This is a genomic window from Pseudoalteromonas ardens (assembly GCF_030125445.1).
Taxonomy (GTDB): domain Bacteria; phylum Pseudomonadota; class Gammaproteobacteria; order Enterobacterales; family Alteromonadaceae; genus Pseudoalteromonas; species Pseudoalteromonas ardens.
In genome coordinates, this window is sequence record NZ_JASJUV010000002.1 from 511,557 (window position 1) to 531,557 (window position 20,001).

The following is a 20,001-nucleotide window of genomic DNA, read 5'->3' on the forward strand; positions in this document are numbered from 1 at the left end:
GTAGTTGATTGACTTGTTAGATGGCCGCACGAGTGAATGCCACAGACCTACCAGTTACGACAAAATTATCTGTATAAATGTACCACTCTGACCAATCATCAGGCTGCCAAAACCCGTCAAAATGGAAACAATCTTCTTTGCGGGTGCCATGCATAACTTCATTAACCGGAGCTTCTGGGTATGGATGAACAATAGGCGATTGATCGTCATACCAAATTAAAGCCCGCTCTGACTTAACATTGAGGAAAGTAACCGTTGCATTTCTCAACTCGATAACTTTCCCACAAGCGTCTGGGTGCTCAGGAGCTACCATAACGCAATCAAACGATACTTGTACTCTGTCGATATTCCTTTTAACAGATCCGATGGAAGCATCGTGAAAACTGAGCTGATTAAAATTACGCGATATTTCCATAATGCCTTCTAACGCTGCATTAAGATGTAAGCAACGTTACCACCAAAGCTAAGCCATACCATGACAAATACGAGCCCCAGCTTTGAACTGAAAATGCCAAGCATTGGGACTCACCCTTAAAAGCATTGTTAGGATATCGCTAATCAAGCGTACCTAAACTATTTTTATGCACTATTTTCCATTCACTTTTTTGGGAAAAACCTTGCATATTTCTGATCTCATTCTCTGTGAATTTAATCAGCTCTTTTTCAGATAATTCTAAGTTTACAGCAAACTTACAAGGTTGATTAACATGCCATGGTGTATCTGTGAAAATCTCAAATCTATTGTTTTCAGGATCACGAAAATATATGGACCACGTAGTGCCGTGAGATACGGTTTGTACACTGATTCCTGAAATTGACTTTAATGATGAATTGAAACGCTTCAACTCATCAATACCTTTCACTCTAAAAGAAATATGATCTACTGGACTTTCAACACTCCTGCGCGATTGCACTGGACTTAGAACAATTTGATGGTGCTCTTCCAAGCTACGGCTTAAAAAAACCATACCATTTTGACCTTCACCCCTATCAGTGACAACAAAGCCTAATTTACTCGTATAAAAGTTTTCCATCTTTGTTAAGTCTTGAACGTATAATTCAATATGACTCAACTGCATGTTTGGAAAAACAATTTTATCCTTAGTTTCCATTTCCACCCTTATCCTAACGCCTTACTAATATGCGCATACATGCCTGGCTAAGATTAACGATAAAGGAGCACAAGCCAAGCATTTTGCGCCCTTTTGAGTAACTTGTTAGCTTACTTTATATTGAGCTAAGCAACCTTTTCCACACCAAAAATCATAATCAAACGAAGAAGGTGTAGCAACTAACTTTGTACCAAGTTTATATAAGGTTAATAGCCGCTCATTGTTAGTTGCTTTAATTTGTTGCAAAAACTGTTCAACTCCTGCCTTTGAGCAGGTTTCATACTCTGTCATCACAGCATCACCAACAATGATGTCAGCACAGCTTAAGAAGAAATATTTTTAGGGCAACTTACGTCACAGAATAACTCAATAATTAAATCTGCAAAGTGAAGTTCAGCTACAGACAAACCAAAACCTTGAATTGGTCAAGATGAGTCCGGACCAAAATCCCATGCTCAAATTTATTTACTTTGTGGATTCCACTGTTTTTGCATCTTAACGCCTGGAAGCGAAAGCCCGCACAGCAGGCTATTAAAGCTCCGCTACAATTGATGAGGCACGAACCAGGCCCAGCTTTGGCAGCCTCGCACGTAATTGACTTGCTATAAGGAATTAACGTTTTAGTTGTCACAAGTGCAGAGCCTGCGATTACGTATAACGTTGCCATAAGGCACGTCGCATTTGATGGCGTGCTTAGGTGATGACAATACCGATTACACCAAATTTAGTGCCCGTTATTTTTTTAAACAAACCCATTTCCACCATGACATCCATAACCCGAGACATATCATGGTACCAGTCAATTATACCCTCGGGCATACTTAATGACTGTGTTGTATCAATAAACTCAGCAAAGAAATATGGGTCAAGTACACCAAACTCCTCGCCATACCAGATTGGTACCTCAATAACCTGACCAGAATCGATATTTTCGCAAAAAAAATGCGCACCATGATGATAACACCGCCAGCCATCAGGAAAGATCTCTATTTCGTCAGACTTATCCCACAATTCAGTTAACGGAATGTCATTCAATTCGGTGATTTTTCTTGCTAACCACTCTGATTGCTTTCTAAACTCGCTAGCTGCATGCTTAACCTCTGGAGTTATTCGATAAATTTCCGTTCTGGAGATGACCTGCATTATTGTTACGTAACTCCAGTACTTTCGGCTTCCGGCAGCAAAAACACTGTAATTCTCAGGTAATTCACACCTTAATCTGACTATCAATTTATCCCTTTTTGAATGGGACATCCAGGAGGGAAATGCCAGTACTAAATGTCTCTCTCGCTCTACTAATCTTATGAGTTTTTCAACCGATGGCAGGAAAAAAGATGATATGTAATATCTACGAATAGGATCAGGCATTCGACCACCTAACGCCGCCCAAAACGGCTAAGTAATTGTTGACTAAAATGTGAAGCAAAGCAGAACCGAGCCAATTTTATTTATCCGCTACTTTATGGCCTTCTTATGCCGTTAAGCTACCGATACAACCAAGGGCAAACTTCCCAATGCAAAATAACTAGGATCACATAATTCGTCCCAGTGATTGTGTTCACCTGGCACCGCGTCTAAATCGAAATTAAAAAATGATGCTAACACTCTAAGACTTTCCAGATTACCGCTAATCTTAACTCCTTCATTATCACTAAATGTTGCACACGCCACACCAGAGCTAATACACACTTTTAACTGTGCTTCTAGAAATTCATATGGTTCAGGTGAACCCGAGTTATCAAACGTAAATGTACGATTATAGGCATCATTGGCGTTTTCAAGAGAACGCTGAATTTCAGCTAATTCTCGAATAGAGCCTGAAATTTCCAATTCATCAATAGTTCGAAACAACTTCATACCTGTTTAGGTGTATAACGCGTCTCATACCAGGCAGAATTTTTGTTCACAAAATTATGACAGTTTTACGCTGCCTGGTGAAGTAACTTGTTATATTTCGCCTACACGTATGGAGTGGTACAAAGTTCTATTTTACCTTGTTTATCTATATCCCGTAACGCAGCCTTAATTATTGATTCAGATATTTCTGAGACCAAAATCATGTGCGAAGCTCCATAATGAAATCGGACTTTCGTACCTTCTATCCAATCACCACATGCTGACATACCTTCAGGGGTGAAAAAGAAACACCACCTTTTTTCTCCAGAAGTAGTCGTTATAGCTACTTCAATAGCACCTCTTTTATGTCGCTCAATTGGGTCTTCAATTTCGATAAGTTTAATATTCATAATGAAATATAACGTCACCACAGGGGAAATAAGTTGCTTGCTAAAATGTTGAAGAACGAAAACAGAAAACTTTCTCCTTATTTATTAGCTTGTTACATAGCCTTTCGCACCCAAAAAAGATGTAAAACTATATGAATTATTAAGAAAATAGCTGGGCATATAAACAAATAGAACTCAAACCAACCACTACCAATTTCAAATATTTCACCGCCAAAATTAACACCTGACCAATAAGCAAACACCAGAGCCAACAAGCCCAAAATGAGAAATACCAACCGAGTTTTAAGTTTAAGCTTTAACCCCCAACTTACTGAAGTTAAAGCAATGTAGCCAAATATTCCAAATACTGAGGTTACAATCCACTTAAGGCTAAAAACAATAGGCAAGTCAAAAATATTACCAACTGCGCCAACTAAAGCGAAAAGAGCAAGGATCATAAGTAATGTTGATGGAACCCAAGCCAGAATAGTGGTTAACCCAATTAGCAGGTTTCTCATAAGCCTCCTTGGCTATATAGCGCACGCGTATTGGACACGGGCTCGCGAGCGTCCTAATTGATGCACTTGTTATATTTTATTTTCAATTTCATCTTGTAGTTTTTCAAGTTCATCAAGGACTTTCATAAATTTGGCACCGAAATCAGTGACTTTATACTCCACCCTCGGTGGCACCTCATTGTAAGAAATTCGCTCCAGGATCCCAAACTCCGTATTTTTACGCAGGCACTGGTTCAGAACTTTAGTGGTTAAACCTTCAATGCTGCGCACCATTTCACCAGGTCGATTGATCCCATCGGCCAAGAGCTGATAAACCGTAAGAGACCATTTACAGCCATAAATAGTCTCCACCATCTTTGCACTTTCAGTCGGTGCGGTTTTTCTCAAATATTTTTTTTCTCTATCTTTCATAAAGATGTACCAAAAAGTACCTACCTTACCAATTTGTACTTACTTTTTAACGCTAAAGTGATTCGATAAATTATCTCCGTACCTTAACATATATCGGAGAGTATCTATGACAACTTCAAACATTGCATTAATCGTCGGCGGTTCGAGCGGAATGGGCTTTGCAACAGCAAAACAACTCGTCGCTCAAGGGAGTAGTGTTATTATCTTAGGCAACAACGCTGAAAAGCTGGAGTCGGCAAAGTCTCAGTTAACCGCAATAGCGAGCAATGACATTAGTATTGAGACACTACAAGCCAATCTCTATGAGCAACAAGATGTTGACAGAGTCATTCAAGCGCTAAACTCGGACGAAAGGCATATCCAATACCTTGTTAATTCGGCAGGTTACTTCAACCCTAAGCCGTATTTAGAACACGGCTCAGAGGATTATGACGCTTATGCTCTACTGAATCGGGCCACCTTCTTTATAAGCCAAGCCGTATCCCAAAATATGCGTAACAATGGAGGTGGCTCCATTGTTCATATTGGTTCAATGTGGGCTAAGCAGGCTATCAAAGCAACCCCCTCTTCTGCTTACTCCATGGCAAAAGCAGGATTACACGCGTTAACGCAGCATATGGCAATGGAACTAGCCGACCATAACATTAGGGTAAATGCTGTGTCACCTGCGGTAGTGAAAACGCCAATTTACGAAACTTTTATCGACCCGGCAGAAGTGGATGATGCCCTTGCAGGTTTTGACAGTTTCCATCCCATTGGTCGTATTGGCACACCAGATGACGTTGCCAACGCTATCATGTTTCTATTGAACGAAAGTGCAAGCTGGATAACAGGCGCGATTTGGGATGTTGACGGCGGTGTTATTGCTGGCAGAAATTAGGCAACAATCTTTATTGGAGGTCAATATGACTACTTTAATCAATGCAGACTTCAAGCAACGTGTCGTCATTCAACCCGCCGACTATAAATGGGTTGACTCTCCGATGCCTGGCGTTGAACGCATGATGCTTGATCGCGTTGGCGATGAAGTTGCACGAGCGACCTCTATCGTTCGTTACGCACCATACTCTACGTTTTCGTCACACACTCATAGTGGTGGAGAAGAATTCTTAGTACTTGATGGAGTGTTTTCGGACGAGCATCAAAACTACGCAAAGGGGAGCTATGTGCGTAACCCAATTGGTACATCTCACACACCAAAAATAGGTAAAGAAGGTGCAACTATATTGGTAAAGCTACATCAATTTGCTCAGGACGACACAGAGCAAAAAATGATAGACACTCAAAACCAGCCGTGGCACCAAGGGCTTGTAGATGGGCTAACGGTGATGCCATTGCATGAGTTTAAAGGTGAGAAGGTCGCCTTAGTTAAATGGTCACCTCACACTCAATTTCAATCGCACACTCATTGGGGAGGGGAAGAGATCTTTGTACTAGAAGGCACATTTTACGATGAGCATGGCCAATATCCCAAAGGCACCTGGCTTCGTAGCCCCCACATGAGCCAGCATACGCCTTTTACGAAAGAGGATGGCGCATTGATTTATGTAAAGGTGGGTCATTTGTAAATACAACGCTCGCATGAGGCCCTAATACGCTTGCAGGTATTTTGGGGCCTGTTACCGGTCCAGCAAGCGTGTAATGGGTCGGTTTTAATGCATTTGTTAGGTATTTCTGTGCTGTATTTGGCTTTCAATCTTCTGCATAAAGTTCTGTGCGCCAAAGCATCTAAATTTAAAGATCCCGTACGGTGTTGTGACAGCGATGATTTTCGTCAAGAAGCCAAATTCAAGGTCAATATTGAAGATATGCGCTAAAGGAATGCTAAGAGCATTGTCGCCCTTGTGGAATATTTCGTTCAAGGTGTTTGGGGTAAAATTAATATGATCTTGAGTAAGGATGACCGCTCCCCCAACCCAAAGGCCACCATATGCTTCCTTGAACTGGCTCAGGACTGATTCAACTACCAGCCCGTGGAAATCGAAGCCTGACAGGTCTGCCAGATTTCCGACCAGAGATAGATCTTCTTTTGCATCTTCGATTAAAAAGTTACAAAGCTTTTTAGCTATTTTTAAATTTGACATATGCTTCCGTGATGTATGGCCAGCGCCCGCCTAAGCGATAAAAAATTTTGGCGCATGTCTTTGAAAAAAGCGACAGGATTTTGCATCCGAATTGCATTGCTTGTTATAAACCTACTTCAAATACCTAACTAATTTTTCTTTAAAAACCAACCAATAACAACCAGTAATGCAAATAACACTCGAATAGAACTGGAATACGACATTAACGCTGTCTGTTGAATTTATGAAATGAATTCCAGGAAAAACCAACAAAAAATTCGGGATAATTATATTCATAAATTTGTAATCTTTTCGCCATAAATAAGGACTAACAATGCCAATAATTAGCCCTGTAAGAATACCAATTAAAATTGCTAAATCGGCTCTATCATAATTAGCAAGAAGAGCAATCAATACACATAAGCCAAACGCGGTAATCCAAACTGATTTTTCAACAAGCTTTAAGTTATGTCTCGCTAAATCCGAATTCATCATCTATGTTCCATGGGCTTATAACGCCGTTGTGCCCGCATTTACGACTTTATTATGCTTTCATTTCATAAACAAATTTAAAAGCGCTACCTTTCTTTTCAGGTTGCCAACCAGTTTGAAGAGCAGACCTGATGCAATTTTCAGTATCTTTTGGTGTTACAGGTAGTTATATCCAAGGAAATGCTATAGATAAAACAGCGCCAGACTTTTTGGCTGACTCTGCTGCAGCGGTCATGTGGTTTCCAAAAGCGCCCTGACTATATGCCCGTTTGCTTCAAATCGTCCACCTGTACTCTACAGAGTCAACAACTAATTTACGTGATCCTTTCTTCAGGATTGCCATAAGTCAACTGAAAAATAACGTCCTTTTAAGCGTAAAGTAACAGCTTGCTAAAATGTGAAACGAAGTGAAACCGAGCAAGCTGTTACGATTCCGACTTGAAAACCCTAGCTAGGTTCTCTACTTGCTAATTACACTCAATGCTTTTGGTGTGATTAGGTATTGAAAAGTATTTAATTGTCGACCATGTATTTAAAGCCGATGCTGTACCACCCTCTTTGCCTTTTGTGTGTTTTTCAATTAGATTCAAAGATTCTTGCGGTATTGCAGAAAAGAAAGAAGCAAGATAATACCCTGGTTCATCTACGGTAACAAAATACGTTATTTTCGTAATTACATTTGGTAATGCCACTACAGCTTTTTTTTCCGCCCAAAAGCCATTGTAATGAAAACTGTATGGAACACTTGGATAGAACTTTTTAACATTAGGGTGTCCATTACTATCGTTTCCTTCGACAACTTTTGTAACACCGAAACCAGTTTTTTCATTTGCTAAGTTTAATTTTATTGGATAGGAACCTTTGTTTTCGATCAATACGTCTAACTCTAATCCAATTTTATCCTCGCAATGTACATCTAGAATGGACACTTCGATGTCTAAATCTAGAGCTACTAATTTTGACTCTTTTACCGATAAGTCCAGTTGTGCAGAATATTCAGTTCGTAAGATATGGAAATTATATAGTGCCCAAATACCTCCAAGTATGATTGCAATCACACCCCAGTAATTTTTGAATATTTCTGACCGTAGTTTTTGCTCTTCCATACCGGACATTCCGAATACTCCTTTTCAGTGTGAATTGAACCTAACGCCCAACTCTGAGAGCCCTAGACAATTCTATTTTAAATCAAAATGATGGACACTCGGCATTGTTTGTTCCAATTTATTTCAAAAAAACTAACCAGATAACAATGCCACGCGTGATACCATCATTCTACGCGATATGCTAAGAAAAGCTGCCCCAAATTCATGCCCGGCGCCTTGACTCACTAATGCTGACAACTGAGACTTTGCTCGGTAGTAATAAACTTTCACTTACTGAGCTGGGTAGATATATGAAGGGCCCTGCCGCTGCTAAGCACAACATAATGAATTTTTGATATCTCATCACTGAAACACCCTAAGTAAATCAGGCACTGCTACGAGCAGAATTTGCCTTATTAGTAAGAATCCTAGAACAGTCCCAATTGGGTAAACGATAATCCTAGCAATTATAACGGCCACGGATTCCGACAGCGGTGTATATTTGGCCAGCAATTTAGGTGAGTACGCCATATACATAACAAGCCAAATCGCAACCACACATACCAATATCTGTAGCGTACCCAAAATTTGAGATGTTCCACTTAGACCAGGGGACCCCAATGCCGTTAAGGCGAGAAGCCCCGCTATAGATCCAAATACAGCTAGTCCAACAATTGCCATATATCTAACGAGCAAATCGACGAACTTAAGACTCTTATGCATATGCACCTAACACCTTATTAATGGGAGCATAAATGCTTGGCTAAAGTTAGCGACAAAGGAGCGCAAGTCAAGCGTTTTGCGTCCTTTTGAGTAACTTGTTAGCTATACTTTTACACAAGTACCTACTTCTTCAAGCTCTTTGTATTTCGTTATGAACTTCGACTCTGATAACTCGACAATTTCTGATATGAATACCTCACCCTCATAAGAAACAGCATTAAACATCTCTGGCGAATTTTTTAATTCGGGAATTGAGGCATCAAGAATTACCGTTTTTGTTGCTTCCTCGGTAATTACATTCTCGTTTATTTTCCAGGGGCCTGAATGTGCTACTTTAAGCCATACATCTTCTTCCATGCCTCTTAGTCGGTATATATGAGTGTCTGTTGACGTACCGTCCTTTCTGTATTCGACAGTATGAGAAACATCGAAGATTCCCTCAACTTCTTCGCCTATTGTAAATGAATCGCACACCCAGCTTCCAATGGCGAGAGATGGATTTGGCGCTCCAAAAGTAGAAAAAGAAAACAATATTAAAAATAATGAAGAAATTCTCATAACTATCCTTGTATAGCTAACGCCCCAATAAGGGACTTTTAAATAGTTGGCTAAAATATGTAACAGAGCGGAACCTAGCCAACAGTTAAAAGTCCCACCTTGATCTGCGTGTTATAACTACAGTACTACACAGTCAATTTCTGTTTCAACTAACCATTTTTCGTCAATGAAACGGCTTACTTCAACAAAAGTACAGGCTGGTCTAATAGCTGAAAATAACTCACCGTGGGCTTTTGCCGCTTCTTCCCATTGAGAAATATCAGTAAGCATAATCCGAGTTCTAACAACATCACTAATATTCCCTCCAGCTTCTTCTATCGCACCAATTGATAGCTCAAGGCAATATTTCGTTTGATTGTATACGTCATCAATATAAACAGTTTCACCATTCTTTATTGGGGCAGTCCCTGAAACAGAGATTTGATTTCCGACACGACAGGCACGAGAAAAACCTATTGGTTCTTCAAGATGCGAGCCTGAACTTATAGTTTTTCTCATAAGTCGACCTGTAGTTATAACGCGGCGCTCAGCCGCTGACAAAACAAATAACAGCTTTGCCAGTTGGTTTCAGCGCCTTGTTATATTCCTGTTCACATAGCCTATTTCAGCTTTTTTGTCATACGTTTAGCCTGCCATTCCTGGAGGTAAAATGTCAAATTTTGGAACATTGTTAGGAAAGGTAGCCCACGATGGTGCTGAAGATGCATAAATCGACATTTTTGGAGTGAAGTTATTATTTTTTAACGACGTTGCCGATACAGAGTAAAAATTACCCGCTGTTATCTCTGCGCACAAAGCCGTGCTACAAATACTACAGAAGTGATAATGTACCTCTTTTCCTGAATCTCCAGAACGCGTATACGATGAGGGTATACCTTTAGTAAAAGAAAAGTTTTCTCTTGGCACCCAAAGCCCAAACCATTTATCCGATCCAGTAAGCGCTTGACAGTCCTTACAATAGCAAAAAGTAGAATTTATAGGATCATTATCAAAGCAAAATTCAATGTCGCCGCAACGACAACTTCCAATGTGTTTTTCCATGCTATCTCCAGTGTGGTTGATTCCAGAAATGGATAGGGTGAACTCAAATTCATATTGACTTTTCCATCCAAAGATCGACTTCATCCTAGAGTAGAACTTATATATGATAAAGAACATATATAAATATGAGAAGGCCTGGCCTTATGCCCTACACAAAGGAGCACAAAAATAAAACCCGCGAAAAAATTCTTGATAGTGCCTTCAGGCAATTTGTATTAAAAGGTTTTGAAGGCGTTACAATCAATGATTTGATGAAGGGCTGTGGACTTACCCGAGGCGCTTTTTATGCCCACTTTACGAGCAAAGCTGAGCTTTACCGTGAAGCATTAAGTTTCGCTTCCAGTAGTACTAAGCTTGCCAACCTTAAGCCTGAAGATTTATCAAATAAACAATGGCTATGTCTGTTGTTAAATGAATACCTAAGTCTGGATCATGTGAAAGAAAAAAATCCATGTCCGCTAGCGTTCTTAGTTACAGACATCAACATGAAAAATGATGAGGCCAATATAGCTTACGCGAACACTTTCCATGGTATGAATGCAGCAATTATGGAATACGCGAAAAGTTACACGGATTGTGACGAGCAAGATATTTTGTCGGTAACAGCAATGATTATCGGGGCAGTAGCTATAGCAAGAAAGCTTCAGGATCCAGATTCTATTCATAGCTTATTAGAAGCATGCAGACGAGAAGCTGGCGCAAAGTTGGGAGGAATATAACACTTTAATTTGGGGAGTTTTTACACACTTTAGAGCGAAGCGATAGTGTAGAAATTTTTAATAATAATTAAATTGTTAAGAGGTATTTTCGCACTTGCCTACACCTTGGTTAACTCCTTGAACGCGCATGTACCAGTGTTGCGTGTCTGCCACCTTTGCCTTTATGTCATCGACATAAGATGGTGATCCTTTAATCGGTTCTAAGTCACCGAAGTACTTGCCGTCAATCCAAAGCGCACCAGCCGGAAGCATATAACCGCGTAACCGCGCCACCCAACTTGTTCTACAGTGTATGTGCACTTGATTAGTGAAACCAAGTGCTCAGTAAAAATAGTTTCGTATTGTTCGAGGAGATCTGCTTTAGTTTTGACGTGACTAGTGAGCGGATAGGCAAATAGCTCTGATACTTTATTGCGCTCGTTAGCTAACACAAGCTCCCGAAACCCTTTATAGAATTTGTTTGCATCTGTCTCAGCCAACAGCAGACTTTCAGCTACACTCATGTTGCTGTAAAGAATGGTAAAAATATAGATTATTACTCGAACCATCTTTGCCTCTTAACGCCCGCATATGCGGAACAAAATGCTTGGCTATAATTGGTGAGGCACAAACCAAGCCAAGCTTTTTGGTTCCGCTCATAATGCGCTTGTTAGAGTTTTTTGGCTGACCTTACAATAAACAACACTTTTGTATGATGGTGTGCTGTATGCCAATGAAACGCATCGCCAATTAAAGAATACCTTTGTCCCAAACTTAAACTAATAGTATTTGGAGTAACGAGTTGCAATGTACCTAAACATTGTTCTTTATCAGAGATAACACCATCAGCTTTAAAGCACTGTTTTTGTTCAAGCTTAATGGTTTTAAATTTTATAAGCTTATCTTCAACAAGAACTTCCGAAAGCACTATTATTCCTGAAATAGTAACCTTTTCTCCATTAGTAGGCATACTTGAAAAAGTATCAAAAGAAACTAATGCTATAACTAATGCTAAATATTTCATGAAAACTCTATCGCCGCAATATGGGGCGTATTAGGCTTGGCTAAAGTTAGCGAAGAATGAGCGCCAGCCAAGCTTTAGACGTCCCACGTATGATTGCCTTGTATATTACGACTTACGCCTACGTTTTAAAAAACTTAATTGGATTTAAGTGACATACATGGACGCTCCATTGATGTCTATTCAATCTTTCTCATGTTGCTGTAAAGAATGGTAAAAATATAGAACATTAATCGAACCATTTTTGCCTCTTAACACTTCGCACAACGGGGTAATAATACTTGGCTAAAATTGGCTGCGCACGAGCCAAGCCAAGCTTTATCAGTCCATGCGTTGATGCGCTTTCTATGTGTACCTTTACAGCGACGCCTCAATAATATATAGAATAAAACCATAGGAGAAGCATAAATTAACCGCACAAATTCTTTTTAATAGGTGATTTAAGAACTTATGACCGAACAAAAACACCACAGAATTAATAAAAACGAATACACAAGCGGGAAAAATTAAATACACAGCGAAAATTAAAGCCTCATGTGGAGCTTTACCTATATTAAACCAATATTGAATAATTGAAAAAATAATCATACCATTAAAAATGGCGACAACAAAGGAGCTTGCTAATATAATTATTGGAGCTATTTTTCGTTCTTCCACATTCCCTCTGGTACACATAACGCTTTGCTAAGGGCCAATTAATAGTTGGCTAAACTTGCGCGAAGCGCCAAGCCAACTATTAATTGTCCCAGTGAGTTTACGAACGAGCTTGATCTACTTGTTATACTCAAATTTTTCCGACTCGTATTTAAAAGTTACATCAAAGCAACGTTCTGCATGCTTTGATGAGTTAAATTTCCACTTCTTTAACGCACGAAGTGATTGCCTATCAAAAATTCCTCCTGGCTGGGAGCGAGTAATTTGGTACTCTACAACCTTACCTTCACAATTCACTGTTACCCTAAAATCAACGTAACCGACACCTAAGAACCTCTCGGAATGTATCGGCCACTGAGGGTTTGCAGCTTCAATTAACTCAAATTTTTCACCTAAGCACGAACTTACCTCATACATTTCGGTATTAACAAATGACACTAAGGTTGTGGCTAAAACTAGTTCGATCATCATGGCTTATAACGCCCTCGCTAAGGGGCTGATAATGATTGGCTAAAATGTGTAGCGTAGCGAAACCGAGCCAAACTTTAGCAGTCCCGCTTGTACAGCTTCTTAGCAATACTACCCAAAGATTACCGCCAATAAAACTAAAGCAGAAAAAACACCAATAGAAACAAGCTTTTTGGATTTATAGCGTTTCACTTTATCAGTTTCAATTGGCTCCAACGGCACGCAGTAAAGAGAGTAAATTGGAAATATTATGGTGAAAGCAAACCAGATAGCCAAATATAAAATAGTCTGAGTAAATAGTGATAACCAACCCAAAACAAAGAGGCCAAGGAAAACTATTCGCCGATAAGAGTCATTTGCGCCTTTGGTATCAATTGAGTGTTTACCACAGTTTGAACATGTCGCAGGGCTACCTTCAAAAGATAGAAGCTTAGAAAAGTGGCTAACGCTTATTTGATTACAGTGTGGACAATTAAAAGCCATGCTTCCCTTGTGTTGCTAACGCCGCAAATATACGGCTAAAAATAGTTGGCTAAAATTTGTGAGGTACGAACAAAGCTAACTGTTTTTTGTTTGCACTTTCAATGTACTTTGTTAGTGTTCGTTTTTCGACTTTATCAAGAATTTCAATGCACCATACTTAACAAATGGCGACATGACATAAGCAAGTAACAAAGAGTCCGCAACTAGAATCCATGTGAGAACAACCGACTTATCTTCTGAGTTACATAACTCTTTATAAAATATTTCAAAGCAAACACCATCCGGTGATGACAAAATATATATTGCCACACCGAACAAAGTTAATGCGACAAGTACTCTTTTAAACATTTCCGCTTTGAGTTGTCGGCTAGCTCTAATTCTCAACTAAAACTCCAAGAACACTAACGCCTCAATAAGAGGCCAAGTAATGCTTGGCTAAAACCTATGAGGAACGAACACGAGCCAAGCGTTACGCGTCCGACGTTATTGACTTGTTATAAGCACACACTCCAGTGTAGCGGTACTCTAGTTCATTCTTTTCCCAATATCGGTCACCATTTAGCTCAGGAATTACGCTTTCAACTACAGCGTCAGATAATTCACAAGTTAATTTGATGGGTTTAGAAACGTCAATTTTATTGTTATCCATATAATCTCTAACACCAATAAGACCTATATAAACTTTGTCTTCATGATAGATAAATATTCGAGATTCAATTTTGTGGACATGTGGGCCAACAAGTCCGGTATGGGTGAACAGGGGAATATTGAACACGCCATTTTCATTAGTTTTATACTTATCTACTTTTGCATAAAACTGAGGAGACCAATGCGAGAAATCTCGTGTTGAGAAATTTTCCACAACAACATTTTCTAAAGGTTTGCCATTTAATGTCACTACCCCTTTTATTGATGGGAAATAATGTAAGGTTGAGTATGTGCACCCACTTATGAAAATCAAAAAGGTAAAAGAAAGGTAAAGATGTTTCACTCTATTTCCTTGTGCTTATCGCCGCCATAAGCGGACAAGTAATTGTTGGCTACAATGTGAAGCGGAACGAAACCGAGCCAACTGTTACGGTTCCGTTCTTAATGCCCTTGATACGCAGTGACTGTAATAAAACACAGCTTCTCGTGCAATTAGATTAACGCCTTCATCAGCTTCTGATTTTGAAGGTGAATTAATAATCCTTACAACTTCAGCCAAGGCTAACTCCATGACATCTGGCTTCAATTTCATAATTAAATGCTCGATAACATTACACTTCCATATTTCATCATCACCTGCCAGTACCTCATTTATAAATGGTACTATTTCAATATTCGCCTCGGCTAACTTTTCAGATATGGGTAATGCAACAGGCCAATTCATATCTTGAAGCCACGGAAGAAGAATCTCAACGTGAGATGTCAACTCCCCACTCGTAAGATTACATAAGTTCTTACATGCACCTAAATCGTGCTTATTTTGTGGCACAAAGTTCAAATTCATAATTGCGTATAACGCCCCGCTAAACGGCGAGCGTTAGCGAACCCGGTGAAGGCCACGCTTTTTGTGGCCGGAACGAATTTCAGCGGCTTGTTATGCATTATTCGCCAGGCAGCATATATGACTCGAAATTCTCGATATAATCATCTAGATTTTCTGCAAGCATTTTCCGATATTCGGTTACAAAGTATTCCAATGTTTCCTGCTTGGATTCAGCCATTTCTTGGCCATTGCTCCAGCCACAAGCACTAACCCAAGCATTGAAACGAGCAGTAGCGTACATATTTGAGGCACTGACTTTACCCAGAGTAGCCTTCTCATTTATCTGTTCGTTAGACAAATGAATATGCGCATCAGCACGTTCGTAAAATTCATCATCTACATCCTGCATGGATTCTCCTTTAATGCATAACGTCTAAATAAGGGGCGCCGCGCCTTATGCGGCGTCCGATTTGATTTAATTGTTAAGTGCCGTGCTTACATAGTAATTCAATAGTGTGACCATCAGGGTCTTTTACTACAGCCTTCCTTCCTGCTGAGCTGTCATAAGGTGGTGTAACCACTACCCCACCAAACCCTTCAATCTCGTGTATGTATCCATCAACAGTATCGATTTCAAAGCCTAGACGTATATTTGTAGTAGGCACATCTCCCTCCTTAAGAGGGTATATTTCAAACACAAAGCCATCTACAGAACATGCATAATGTTCAGGACCGCCTTCATGTTTTTCCTTAACGAAGAGTAATCCAAGCATAAAATAAAAATTTTTCGTCTTATTAAAATCTTTAGATCGAATTACAACTAAATTCATTTTCGGTGGTGGTGCATACATGCTTGTCACTTAACGCCCCACTAAGGGGCTGAAAACAGTTTGCTAAAATTGTGAAGCGAAGCGAAACCGAGCAAACTGTTGGCAGTCCCGCACTTCAGTGGCTTGTTAGGGTTCAATTTGCACAACTGCTGATTTAGCCCCAATTATAATCTCTGCTCCAGACTGAAAAGCAAATGACCAAAGCCAGTTATCATCTGGGGTTTTATCAACCCAAAATTGACCGTCGCACCATTCATCGTCTGATAGAAAACCAAAACTCTCTAGGCAGTCATCTTCTGTGAAAGGCATAACAGAATCTCTAGGTTTAAATTCAAATTGAGATACATTAGAAATATTTAGAACAATGAACTCAGGTTGATTTTGATTGACCCAATTTCCAGTACCTCTTTTCCATTTTAGAGTAACCGATTGATTTTAAATAATATAATTAACTTCGATGAAATCAAAATCATTGTGAAGATCATATTCGCTGGAATCGTATTTTAGATAAATACTCTCAGACCATGAAAAGTTTTCCGAAATCATCCTTGAACCCTAACGCTTGCCTAACCGGCGAAAAATAGCAGGCTAAAATTAGCGACGAAGGAGCACAAGCCTGCTGTTTTGCGTCCTTTGGTTTAGGCACTTGTTAGTTTTTAATGCCTACCAACAAACGCCATAATCCAATCATGTTCTTCATCACTTGTTGTTTCAGTATCAAAGAACTCTGATATTTCAGCTTTCATTGCATACAACTCGTTTACTCCCTCTTCTAGGGTTGATAAATAAATTGTATGAAAGAAGCACCCGTACACTCCACTTGTTATTGAGTATGGTGCAATATCACCACCTTTTTCCAAAGTTAGGCGAGCACCTTTGGAATGCTCCTCGTCCTTAATTATTTCACCACTTTCAGAACCTATTGTTCCAATGGTTTCTCCATTATCAGTTTGATTCCACATAGCTCAACTTTTGAAAACTAACGCCTTAATAAACGGCGAAAAATAGCAGGCTAAACTAAGCGAAGAATGAGCGCAAGCCTGCTGTTTTGCGTCCATTGTTTAATTAAATTGTTATATGCCGATTAAAGCCAAGTCTTGCCACACATCCTCGTAACCATCAGTAATTAGAAACCGATGCCCAGGAGGCAATGCTAAATAAGGCACTATTTGAGGAAGGTATTTATCAATATGACTAACGTGTAATGGTTTGAAGAAGTCTGGTTCATCGCTCCATTCTTCACCACACCAGATATACCAACCACAAGTTCCATTTTCTGCAACGTGTCTTAGGCCATTTATAGGAAGTTTACCGATTGTTTCAATGGCAATTCCCAATTTTTCCGCACTATTACAAGGCGTATATTCTGCGTTGAATTGCGCGCAAATATCTACCTGCTTACTCATTGACTTCCTTAGGCATATAACGCCGCATTAAGGTGTGAGCAGCGCTTGGCTATACTGGAGCGAAGCGAAACTGCCAAGTGTTGCGAATCACTCTTAAATGCTTTGTTAGCATTATGCTTTCGCTCTGCGCACAATTAAATCTGCCACTTTATCATTGTAAATTTTACACAAAGTACTTCTTACTGGTAAGTTATATCCTAAACCTCTAACTTCTGAAGCACTAATGCCATTCGGAACTTCTACTATATTTTTGACTTTCCTTATATACTCGCCTTCATCTTTCTTACCAAAAATACTATTGCTGGACTCAATAGTTGATTCAAACTCACCGATTGCAATAATCCCGACACCATTTCTATAAAAGAAAACACGATCTCCATCATTAGGTGCCGAAAGCATTTCTTCTGGGTTAGAGTAGCCATAAATTGCAATGCAAGAGTGCTCTAGCATATTTTTATATGCGCCCCGGCTATAGGTTTCATTGGTATTAAAAAACCAATCGCCTCCCCATTTACACCCAAAAGATAATGGTTCGACATTGATCTGATTAACTTTTAGGAGTAGTTCGTCCCCTTTTAGATACAATGTAAAAGGCGCAACATCAATTGGTAGATCGTAACTGCTTAACCAATGCACTATTCGAGATATTTCTTCTTCAAAATGTGGAGCAACAATGAATAATCTTTGCTTCTTACACAACTCATCCTTCGAAAAATCTTGGGAGTCAACGAATTTACGATATTCGTCAATTAATTCAGTTCCGTTGTTTTTATAAGACTTGTACCGAGCGTTAAAGTTTTCATACTCCCAAGCGGCTAAAGTGGAGGCATAATCTAATACCTGTCCAACGGTAGTTCGATCGGCAAGTCCTCTTTTTAATTCGATAATTATCAAATTACCTTGGGAGTCAATACCAAGTATATCTGCTTGCTTCTCCCCTTTGGATTCTTGGGACAAGATAAACACGGAGTCAGCATCTGTGAAAAGTACGTTCAAATTTTCTGCAAACCAGTTTTCTATATCTTTTTCATAGATATCGTAGTCTGAAGGGCTAATCTCTCGGTATAGCTCAAACTTTGGTTTTCTTTTGTCTGATAAATCTAATTCGAAGATTTTTTCCATTTGGAAATTTCCTGCTAAATAATGCTAACAGCTTATTAGCGTGAATGCCGGTTAAACCCAGTTCCTAAAACCGTAAAGATCCACAGCCAAATTAATTTATTCATATAAATAACAATAACCTACCACCATTACTCTCATTGCTCAAGCCAAAATGGCTTTGTTGAAACCGAGCCTTGTTCATAGCGAGACTTGGGGTCTCGTTATGTAAAACTACTAACCTCATGAATATAAAGAACTTAAATTGGTGTTTGACTTAAACGAGACCTTCAAGCGCGGAGAAAACGAGAAATTTGACTTGATAAATGGCCGTATTCACCTATACCTGTATAAAAAAACAGCACTCGGGGTAAAGATGTCTTATTCGCCTTTTTTGGAATCTGTACGCGTTGAGCTGAGGACCAAGCACTACAGCCTCAAAACAGAGAAAAGCTATCTATATTGGAGCAAAGGCTACATTTTATTCAATGACAAAAGCATCCTGCTAATATGGGCAACAGGGAAATAGAGCGTTTCCTAAACCACTTGGCCGTTAACCGGGCGGTGAGCGCTGCAACGCAAAATCAAGCGCTGTGCGCCATCATTTTTTTGTACCGTTTTATTATAAAGCGAGACATCAAAGGTTTGAACTATTCATTCAGTAAGCGGGATGTCACATTACCCACTGTTTTGAGTGCATATGGTTTGACAGGTTTATCTGTAACTAGTCGCTGTTGTTTGGTTTGTAAGTAGATCCCGGCTCGCAAGCGGCCGGGATGACGCAGTTGATTTTCAGGTTTGTCTGTAACAAGGCACAGCTGTGTAGTGTTCGGGTAGACCCCGGCTTGCACACGTCCGGGATGACGGAGTTGCCTTCTGCGTTGCCTGTAACGAAGCACAGCGGTGTGGTGTTCAGGTAGATCCCGGCTCGCACGCGTCCGGGATGACGGAGTTGTTTGTTAGGTTTGCCTGTAACGAGGTACAACTGTGTGGTGTTCAAGTAGATCCCGGCTCGCACACGTCCGGGATGACGGAGCTGTTGTTAGGTTTATTTTCATTCAAAAACTGCTGCATGTTGCTCAAGTAGAGCCTGACTCGCTCGCGTCCGGGATGACGGAGTTGTTTGTTAGGTTTGCCTTTAACGAGGCACAACTGCGTGCTGTTCAAGTAGATCCCGTCTTGCACGCGTCCGGAATGACTAATAAGCGCAAGTGCATGAAACAGGATTAGAGACTAAATGCTGATTGGAGGATCAGCACCCAATCACTTATCCAGCCCATAGAGAGCATCGGCAGTTTTACGTAAGTCGACTTCGTCGATAAAGTCGTCACTGAGCGTTAGAATAGCGTTGAGGTTATTTTTAAGCTTTTCCTGGCTAAGCCCATTAGGTTTAAGTGCGGTTTGCAGCAGGTGTAGCGACATATCTGCCAGCAGCAGCTTTTGCTTTTCTGTCCAGTTGTCGTCGCCCTGTTTGGCGCTGTCTTTTAATATGGCCTGCTCTACTTCGTCGTGCATGCTCCAGCTCAGTTTGAGCAGCTCTCGGCGTGTTTCCTGATCCATGTTTCCCTCCGGTTGTTCGCTGTTTATCTTGGCGGAGGACGGGCTGATGTGCAACGTGCGTTTTGTTATATCTTAGTCGTAGAC

The 20,001-nt window shown here is 40.1% G+C and carries 29 protein-coding genes and 1 pseudogene; 5 read left to right on the forward strand and 25 right to left on the reverse strand.

What is annotated here, in order from left to right:
* Positions 1-16 precede the first annotated feature (16 nt).
* The 8 genes from QNM19_RS07200 to QNM19_RS07235 all read right to left on the reverse strand — a co-directional run bounded on the left by QNM19_RS07200 (position 17) and on the right by QNM19_RS07235 (position 4,266).
* Complete coding sequence (locus QNM19_RS07200; RefSeq protein ID WP_049863065.1) at positions 17-415, reverse strand: hypothetical protein; 399 nt, start codon at positions 413-415, stop codon at positions 17-19.
* Positions 416-554: 139 nt separating this feature from the next.
* On the reverse strand, positions 555-1,112 hold the full coding sequence (locus tag QNM19_RS07205) for a VOC family protein (protein ID WP_049863064.1): 558 nt from the start codon (positions 1,110-1,112) through the stop codon (positions 555-557).
* 105 nt (positions 1,113-1,217) lie between these two features.
* Positions 1,218-1,403: a hypothetical protein gene (locus QNM19_RS07210; protein WP_049863063.1), complete on the reverse strand. Its 186-nt coding sequence runs from the start codon at positions 1,401-1,403 to the stop codon at positions 1,218-1,220.
* Between the two features lie 402 nt (positions 1,404-1,805).
* Entirely contained in the window at positions 1,806-2,480 is a 675-nt protein-coding gene (locus QNM19_RS07215; RefSeq protein ID WP_156202141.1) for a DUF6896 domain-containing protein, read from the reverse strand.
* A 111-nt stretch (positions 2,481-2,591) separates the two neighbouring features.
* Entirely contained in the window at positions 2,592-2,963 is a 372-nt protein-coding gene (locus QNM19_RS07220) for an Imm32 family immunity protein (RefSeq protein WP_049863061.1), read from the reverse strand.
* Positions 2,964-3,070: 107 nt separating this feature from the next.
* The gene (locus QNM19_RS07225) at positions 3,071-3,358 is read right to left on the reverse strand and encodes a hypothetical protein (RefSeq protein WP_049863060.1); all 288 of its coding nucleotides are present in this window, start codon (positions 3,356-3,358) and stop codon (positions 3,071-3,073) included.
* 92 nt (positions 3,359-3,450) lie between these two features.
* Positions 3,451-3,855 (reverse strand): hypothetical protein, encoded by a 405-nt coding sequence (locus QNM19_RS07230; protein ID WP_049863059.1) that lies wholly within the window; start codon positions 3,853-3,855, stop codon positions 3,451-3,453.
* A 69-nt stretch (positions 3,856-3,924) separates the two neighbouring features.
* Entirely contained in the window at positions 3,925-4,266 is a 342-nt protein-coding gene (locus QNM19_RS07235; RefSeq protein ID WP_049863058.1) for a winged helix-turn-helix transcriptional regulator, read from the reverse strand.
* A gap of 106 nt (positions 4,267-4,372) precedes the next feature.
* Here QNM19_RS07235 and QNM19_RS07240 point away from each other — a divergent pair, with 106 nt between their 5' ends.
* Positions 4,373-5,146 carry an SDR family NAD(P)-dependent oxidoreductase gene (locus tag QNM19_RS07240; protein WP_049863057.1) on the forward strand — a complete coding sequence of 258 codons (774 nt, stop codon included), beginning with the start codon at positions 4,373-4,375 and terminating at the stop codon, positions 5,144-5,146.
* Between the two features lie 25 nt (positions 5,147-5,171).
* Positions 5,172-5,834: a cupin domain-containing protein gene (locus QNM19_RS07245; protein ID WP_049863105.1), complete on the forward strand. Its 663-nt coding sequence runs from the start codon at positions 5,172-5,174 to the stop codon at positions 5,832-5,834.
* Between the two features lie 96 nt (positions 5,835-5,930).
* Here the strand turns inward: QNM19_RS07245 and QNM19_RS07250 are convergent, their stop codons facing one another.
* The 3 genes from QNM19_RS07250 to QNM19_RS07260 all read right to left on the reverse strand — a co-directional run bounded on the left by QNM19_RS07250 (position 5,931) and on the right by QNM19_RS07260 (position 7,927).
* Positions 5,931-6,350: a hypothetical protein gene (locus tag QNM19_RS07250; RefSeq protein WP_049863056.1), complete on the reverse strand. Its 420-nt coding sequence runs from the start codon at positions 6,348-6,350 to the stop codon at positions 5,931-5,933.
* Between the two features lie 111 nt (positions 6,351-6,461).
* The gene (locus QNM19_RS07255; RefSeq protein ID WP_049863055.1) at positions 6,462-6,824 is read right to left on the reverse strand and encodes a hypothetical protein; all 363 of its coding nucleotides are present in this window, start codon (positions 6,822-6,824) and stop codon (positions 6,462-6,464) included.
* A gap of 464 nt (positions 6,825-7,288) precedes the next feature.
* The gene (locus QNM19_RS07260) at positions 7,289-7,927 is read right to left on the reverse strand and encodes a hypothetical protein (RefSeq protein ID WP_284026533.1); all 639 of its coding nucleotides are present in this window, start codon (positions 7,925-7,927) and stop codon (positions 7,289-7,291) included.
* Positions 7,928-8,105: 178 nt separating this feature from the next.
* On the opposite strand from QNM19_RS07260, the pseudogene QNM19_RS07265 reads away from it, so the two are divergent.
* Positions 8,106-8,250, forward strand: a pseudogene (locus QNM19_RS07265) (IS4 family transposase); the annotation flags it as partial.
* Positions 8,251-8,731: 481 nt separating this feature from the next.
* On the opposite strand, the gene QNM19_RS07270 reads toward QNM19_RS07265, so the two are convergent.
* The 3 genes from QNM19_RS07270 to QNM19_RS07280 all read right to left on the reverse strand — a co-directional run bounded on the left by QNM19_RS07270 (position 8,732) and on the right by QNM19_RS07280 (position 10,228).
* The gene (locus tag QNM19_RS07270) at positions 8,732-9,187 is read right to left on the reverse strand and encodes a hypothetical protein (protein WP_049863052.1); all 456 of its coding nucleotides are present in this window, start codon (positions 9,185-9,187) and stop codon (positions 8,732-8,734) included.
* Positions 9,188-9,304: 117 nt separating this feature from the next.
* A complete protein-coding gene (locus QNM19_RS07275; protein WP_049863051.1) occupies positions 9,305-9,685 on the reverse strand; it encodes a RidA family protein in 381 nt (126 codons plus the stop codon).
* 126 nt (positions 9,686-9,811) lie between these two features.
* Entirely contained in the window at positions 9,812-10,228 is a 417-nt protein-coding gene (locus tag QNM19_RS07280) for a GFA family protein (RefSeq protein WP_082225310.1), read from the reverse strand.
* Between the two features lie 143 nt (positions 10,229-10,371).
* Between QNM19_RS07280 and QNM19_RS07285 the strand changes: the two genes are divergently transcribed.
* Positions 10,372-10,947, forward strand: coding sequence for a TetR/AcrR family transcriptional regulator (locus QNM19_RS07285; RefSeq protein ID WP_284026534.1), 576 nt, complete (start codon positions 10,372-10,374; stop codon positions 10,945-10,947).
* A 649-nt stretch (positions 10,948-11,596) separates the two neighbouring features.
* On the opposite strand, the gene QNM19_RS07290 is transcribed toward QNM19_RS07285, so the two are convergent.
* The 10 genes from QNM19_RS07290 to QNM19_RS07335 form a co-directional block, all read right to left on the reverse strand.
* Positions 11,597-11,950, reverse strand: coding sequence for a DUF4431 domain-containing protein (locus QNM19_RS07290; protein WP_049863049.1), 354 nt, complete (start codon positions 11,948-11,950; stop codon positions 11,597-11,599).
* Positions 11,951-12,718: 768 nt separating this feature from the next.
* Complete coding sequence (locus tag QNM19_RS07295; RefSeq protein ID WP_284026535.1) at positions 12,719-13,072, reverse strand: energy transducer TonB; 354 nt, start codon at positions 13,070-13,072, stop codon at positions 12,719-12,721.
* 949 nt (positions 13,073-14,021) lie between these two features.
* Positions 14,022-14,543, reverse strand: a complete 522-nt coding sequence (locus QNM19_RS07300; RefSeq protein WP_049863045.1) for a DUF6795 domain-containing protein — start codon at positions 14,541-14,543, stop codon at positions 14,022-14,024.
* A gap of 84 nt (positions 14,544-14,627) precedes the next feature.
* A complete protein-coding gene (locus tag QNM19_RS07305) occupies positions 14,628-15,044 on the reverse strand; it encodes a DUF5071 domain-containing protein (protein ID WP_049863044.1) in 417 nt (138 codons plus the stop codon).
* 97 nt (positions 15,045-15,141) lie between these two features.
* Positions 15,142-15,432 (reverse strand): DUF3144 domain-containing protein, encoded by a 291-nt coding sequence (locus QNM19_RS07310; RefSeq protein WP_049863104.1) that lies wholly within the window; start codon positions 15,430-15,432, stop codon positions 15,142-15,144.
* A 73-nt stretch (positions 15,433-15,505) separates the two neighbouring features.
* On the reverse strand, positions 15,506-15,874 hold the full coding sequence (locus QNM19_RS07315) for a VOC family protein (RefSeq protein WP_284026536.1): 369 nt from the start codon (positions 15,872-15,874) through the stop codon (positions 15,506-15,508).
* A 105-nt stretch (positions 15,875-15,979) separates the two neighbouring features.
* Entirely contained in the window at positions 15,980-16,162 is a 183-nt protein-coding gene (locus QNM19_RS07320; RefSeq protein WP_049865440.1) for a hypothetical protein, read from the reverse strand.
* Between the two features lie 347 nt (positions 16,163-16,509).
* A complete protein-coding gene (locus QNM19_RS07325) occupies positions 16,510-16,815 on the reverse strand; it encodes a hypothetical protein (protein ID WP_049865439.1) in 306 nt (101 codons plus the stop codon).
* A 111-nt stretch (positions 16,816-16,926) separates the two neighbouring features.
* On the reverse strand, positions 16,927-17,259 hold the full coding sequence (locus QNM19_RS07330; protein WP_049865438.1) for an immunity protein Imm33 domain-containing protein: 333 nt from the start codon (positions 17,257-17,259) through the stop codon (positions 16,927-16,929).
* 111 nt (positions 17,260-17,370) lie between these two features.
* Positions 17,371-18,381: a PDDEXK family nuclease gene (locus QNM19_RS07335; protein WP_049865437.1), complete on the reverse strand. Its 1,011-nt coding sequence runs from the start codon at positions 18,379-18,381 to the stop codon at positions 17,371-17,373.
* 486 nt (positions 18,382-18,867) lie between these two features.
* Here QNM19_RS07335 and QNM19_RS07340 point away from each other — a divergent pair, with 486 nt between their 5' ends.
* Entirely contained in the window at positions 18,868-19,110 is a 243-nt protein-coding gene (locus tag QNM19_RS07340) for a phage integrase N-terminal SAM-like domain-containing protein (RefSeq protein ID WP_284026537.1), read from the forward strand.
* 510 nt (positions 19,111-19,620) lie between these two features.
* Here the strand turns inward: QNM19_RS07340 and QNM19_RS07345 are convergent.
* Entirely contained in the window at positions 19,621-19,917 is a 297-nt protein-coding gene (locus QNM19_RS07345; protein ID WP_010381464.1) for a hypothetical protein, read from the reverse strand.
* Between the last annotated feature and the right edge of the window lie 84 nt (positions 19,918-20,001).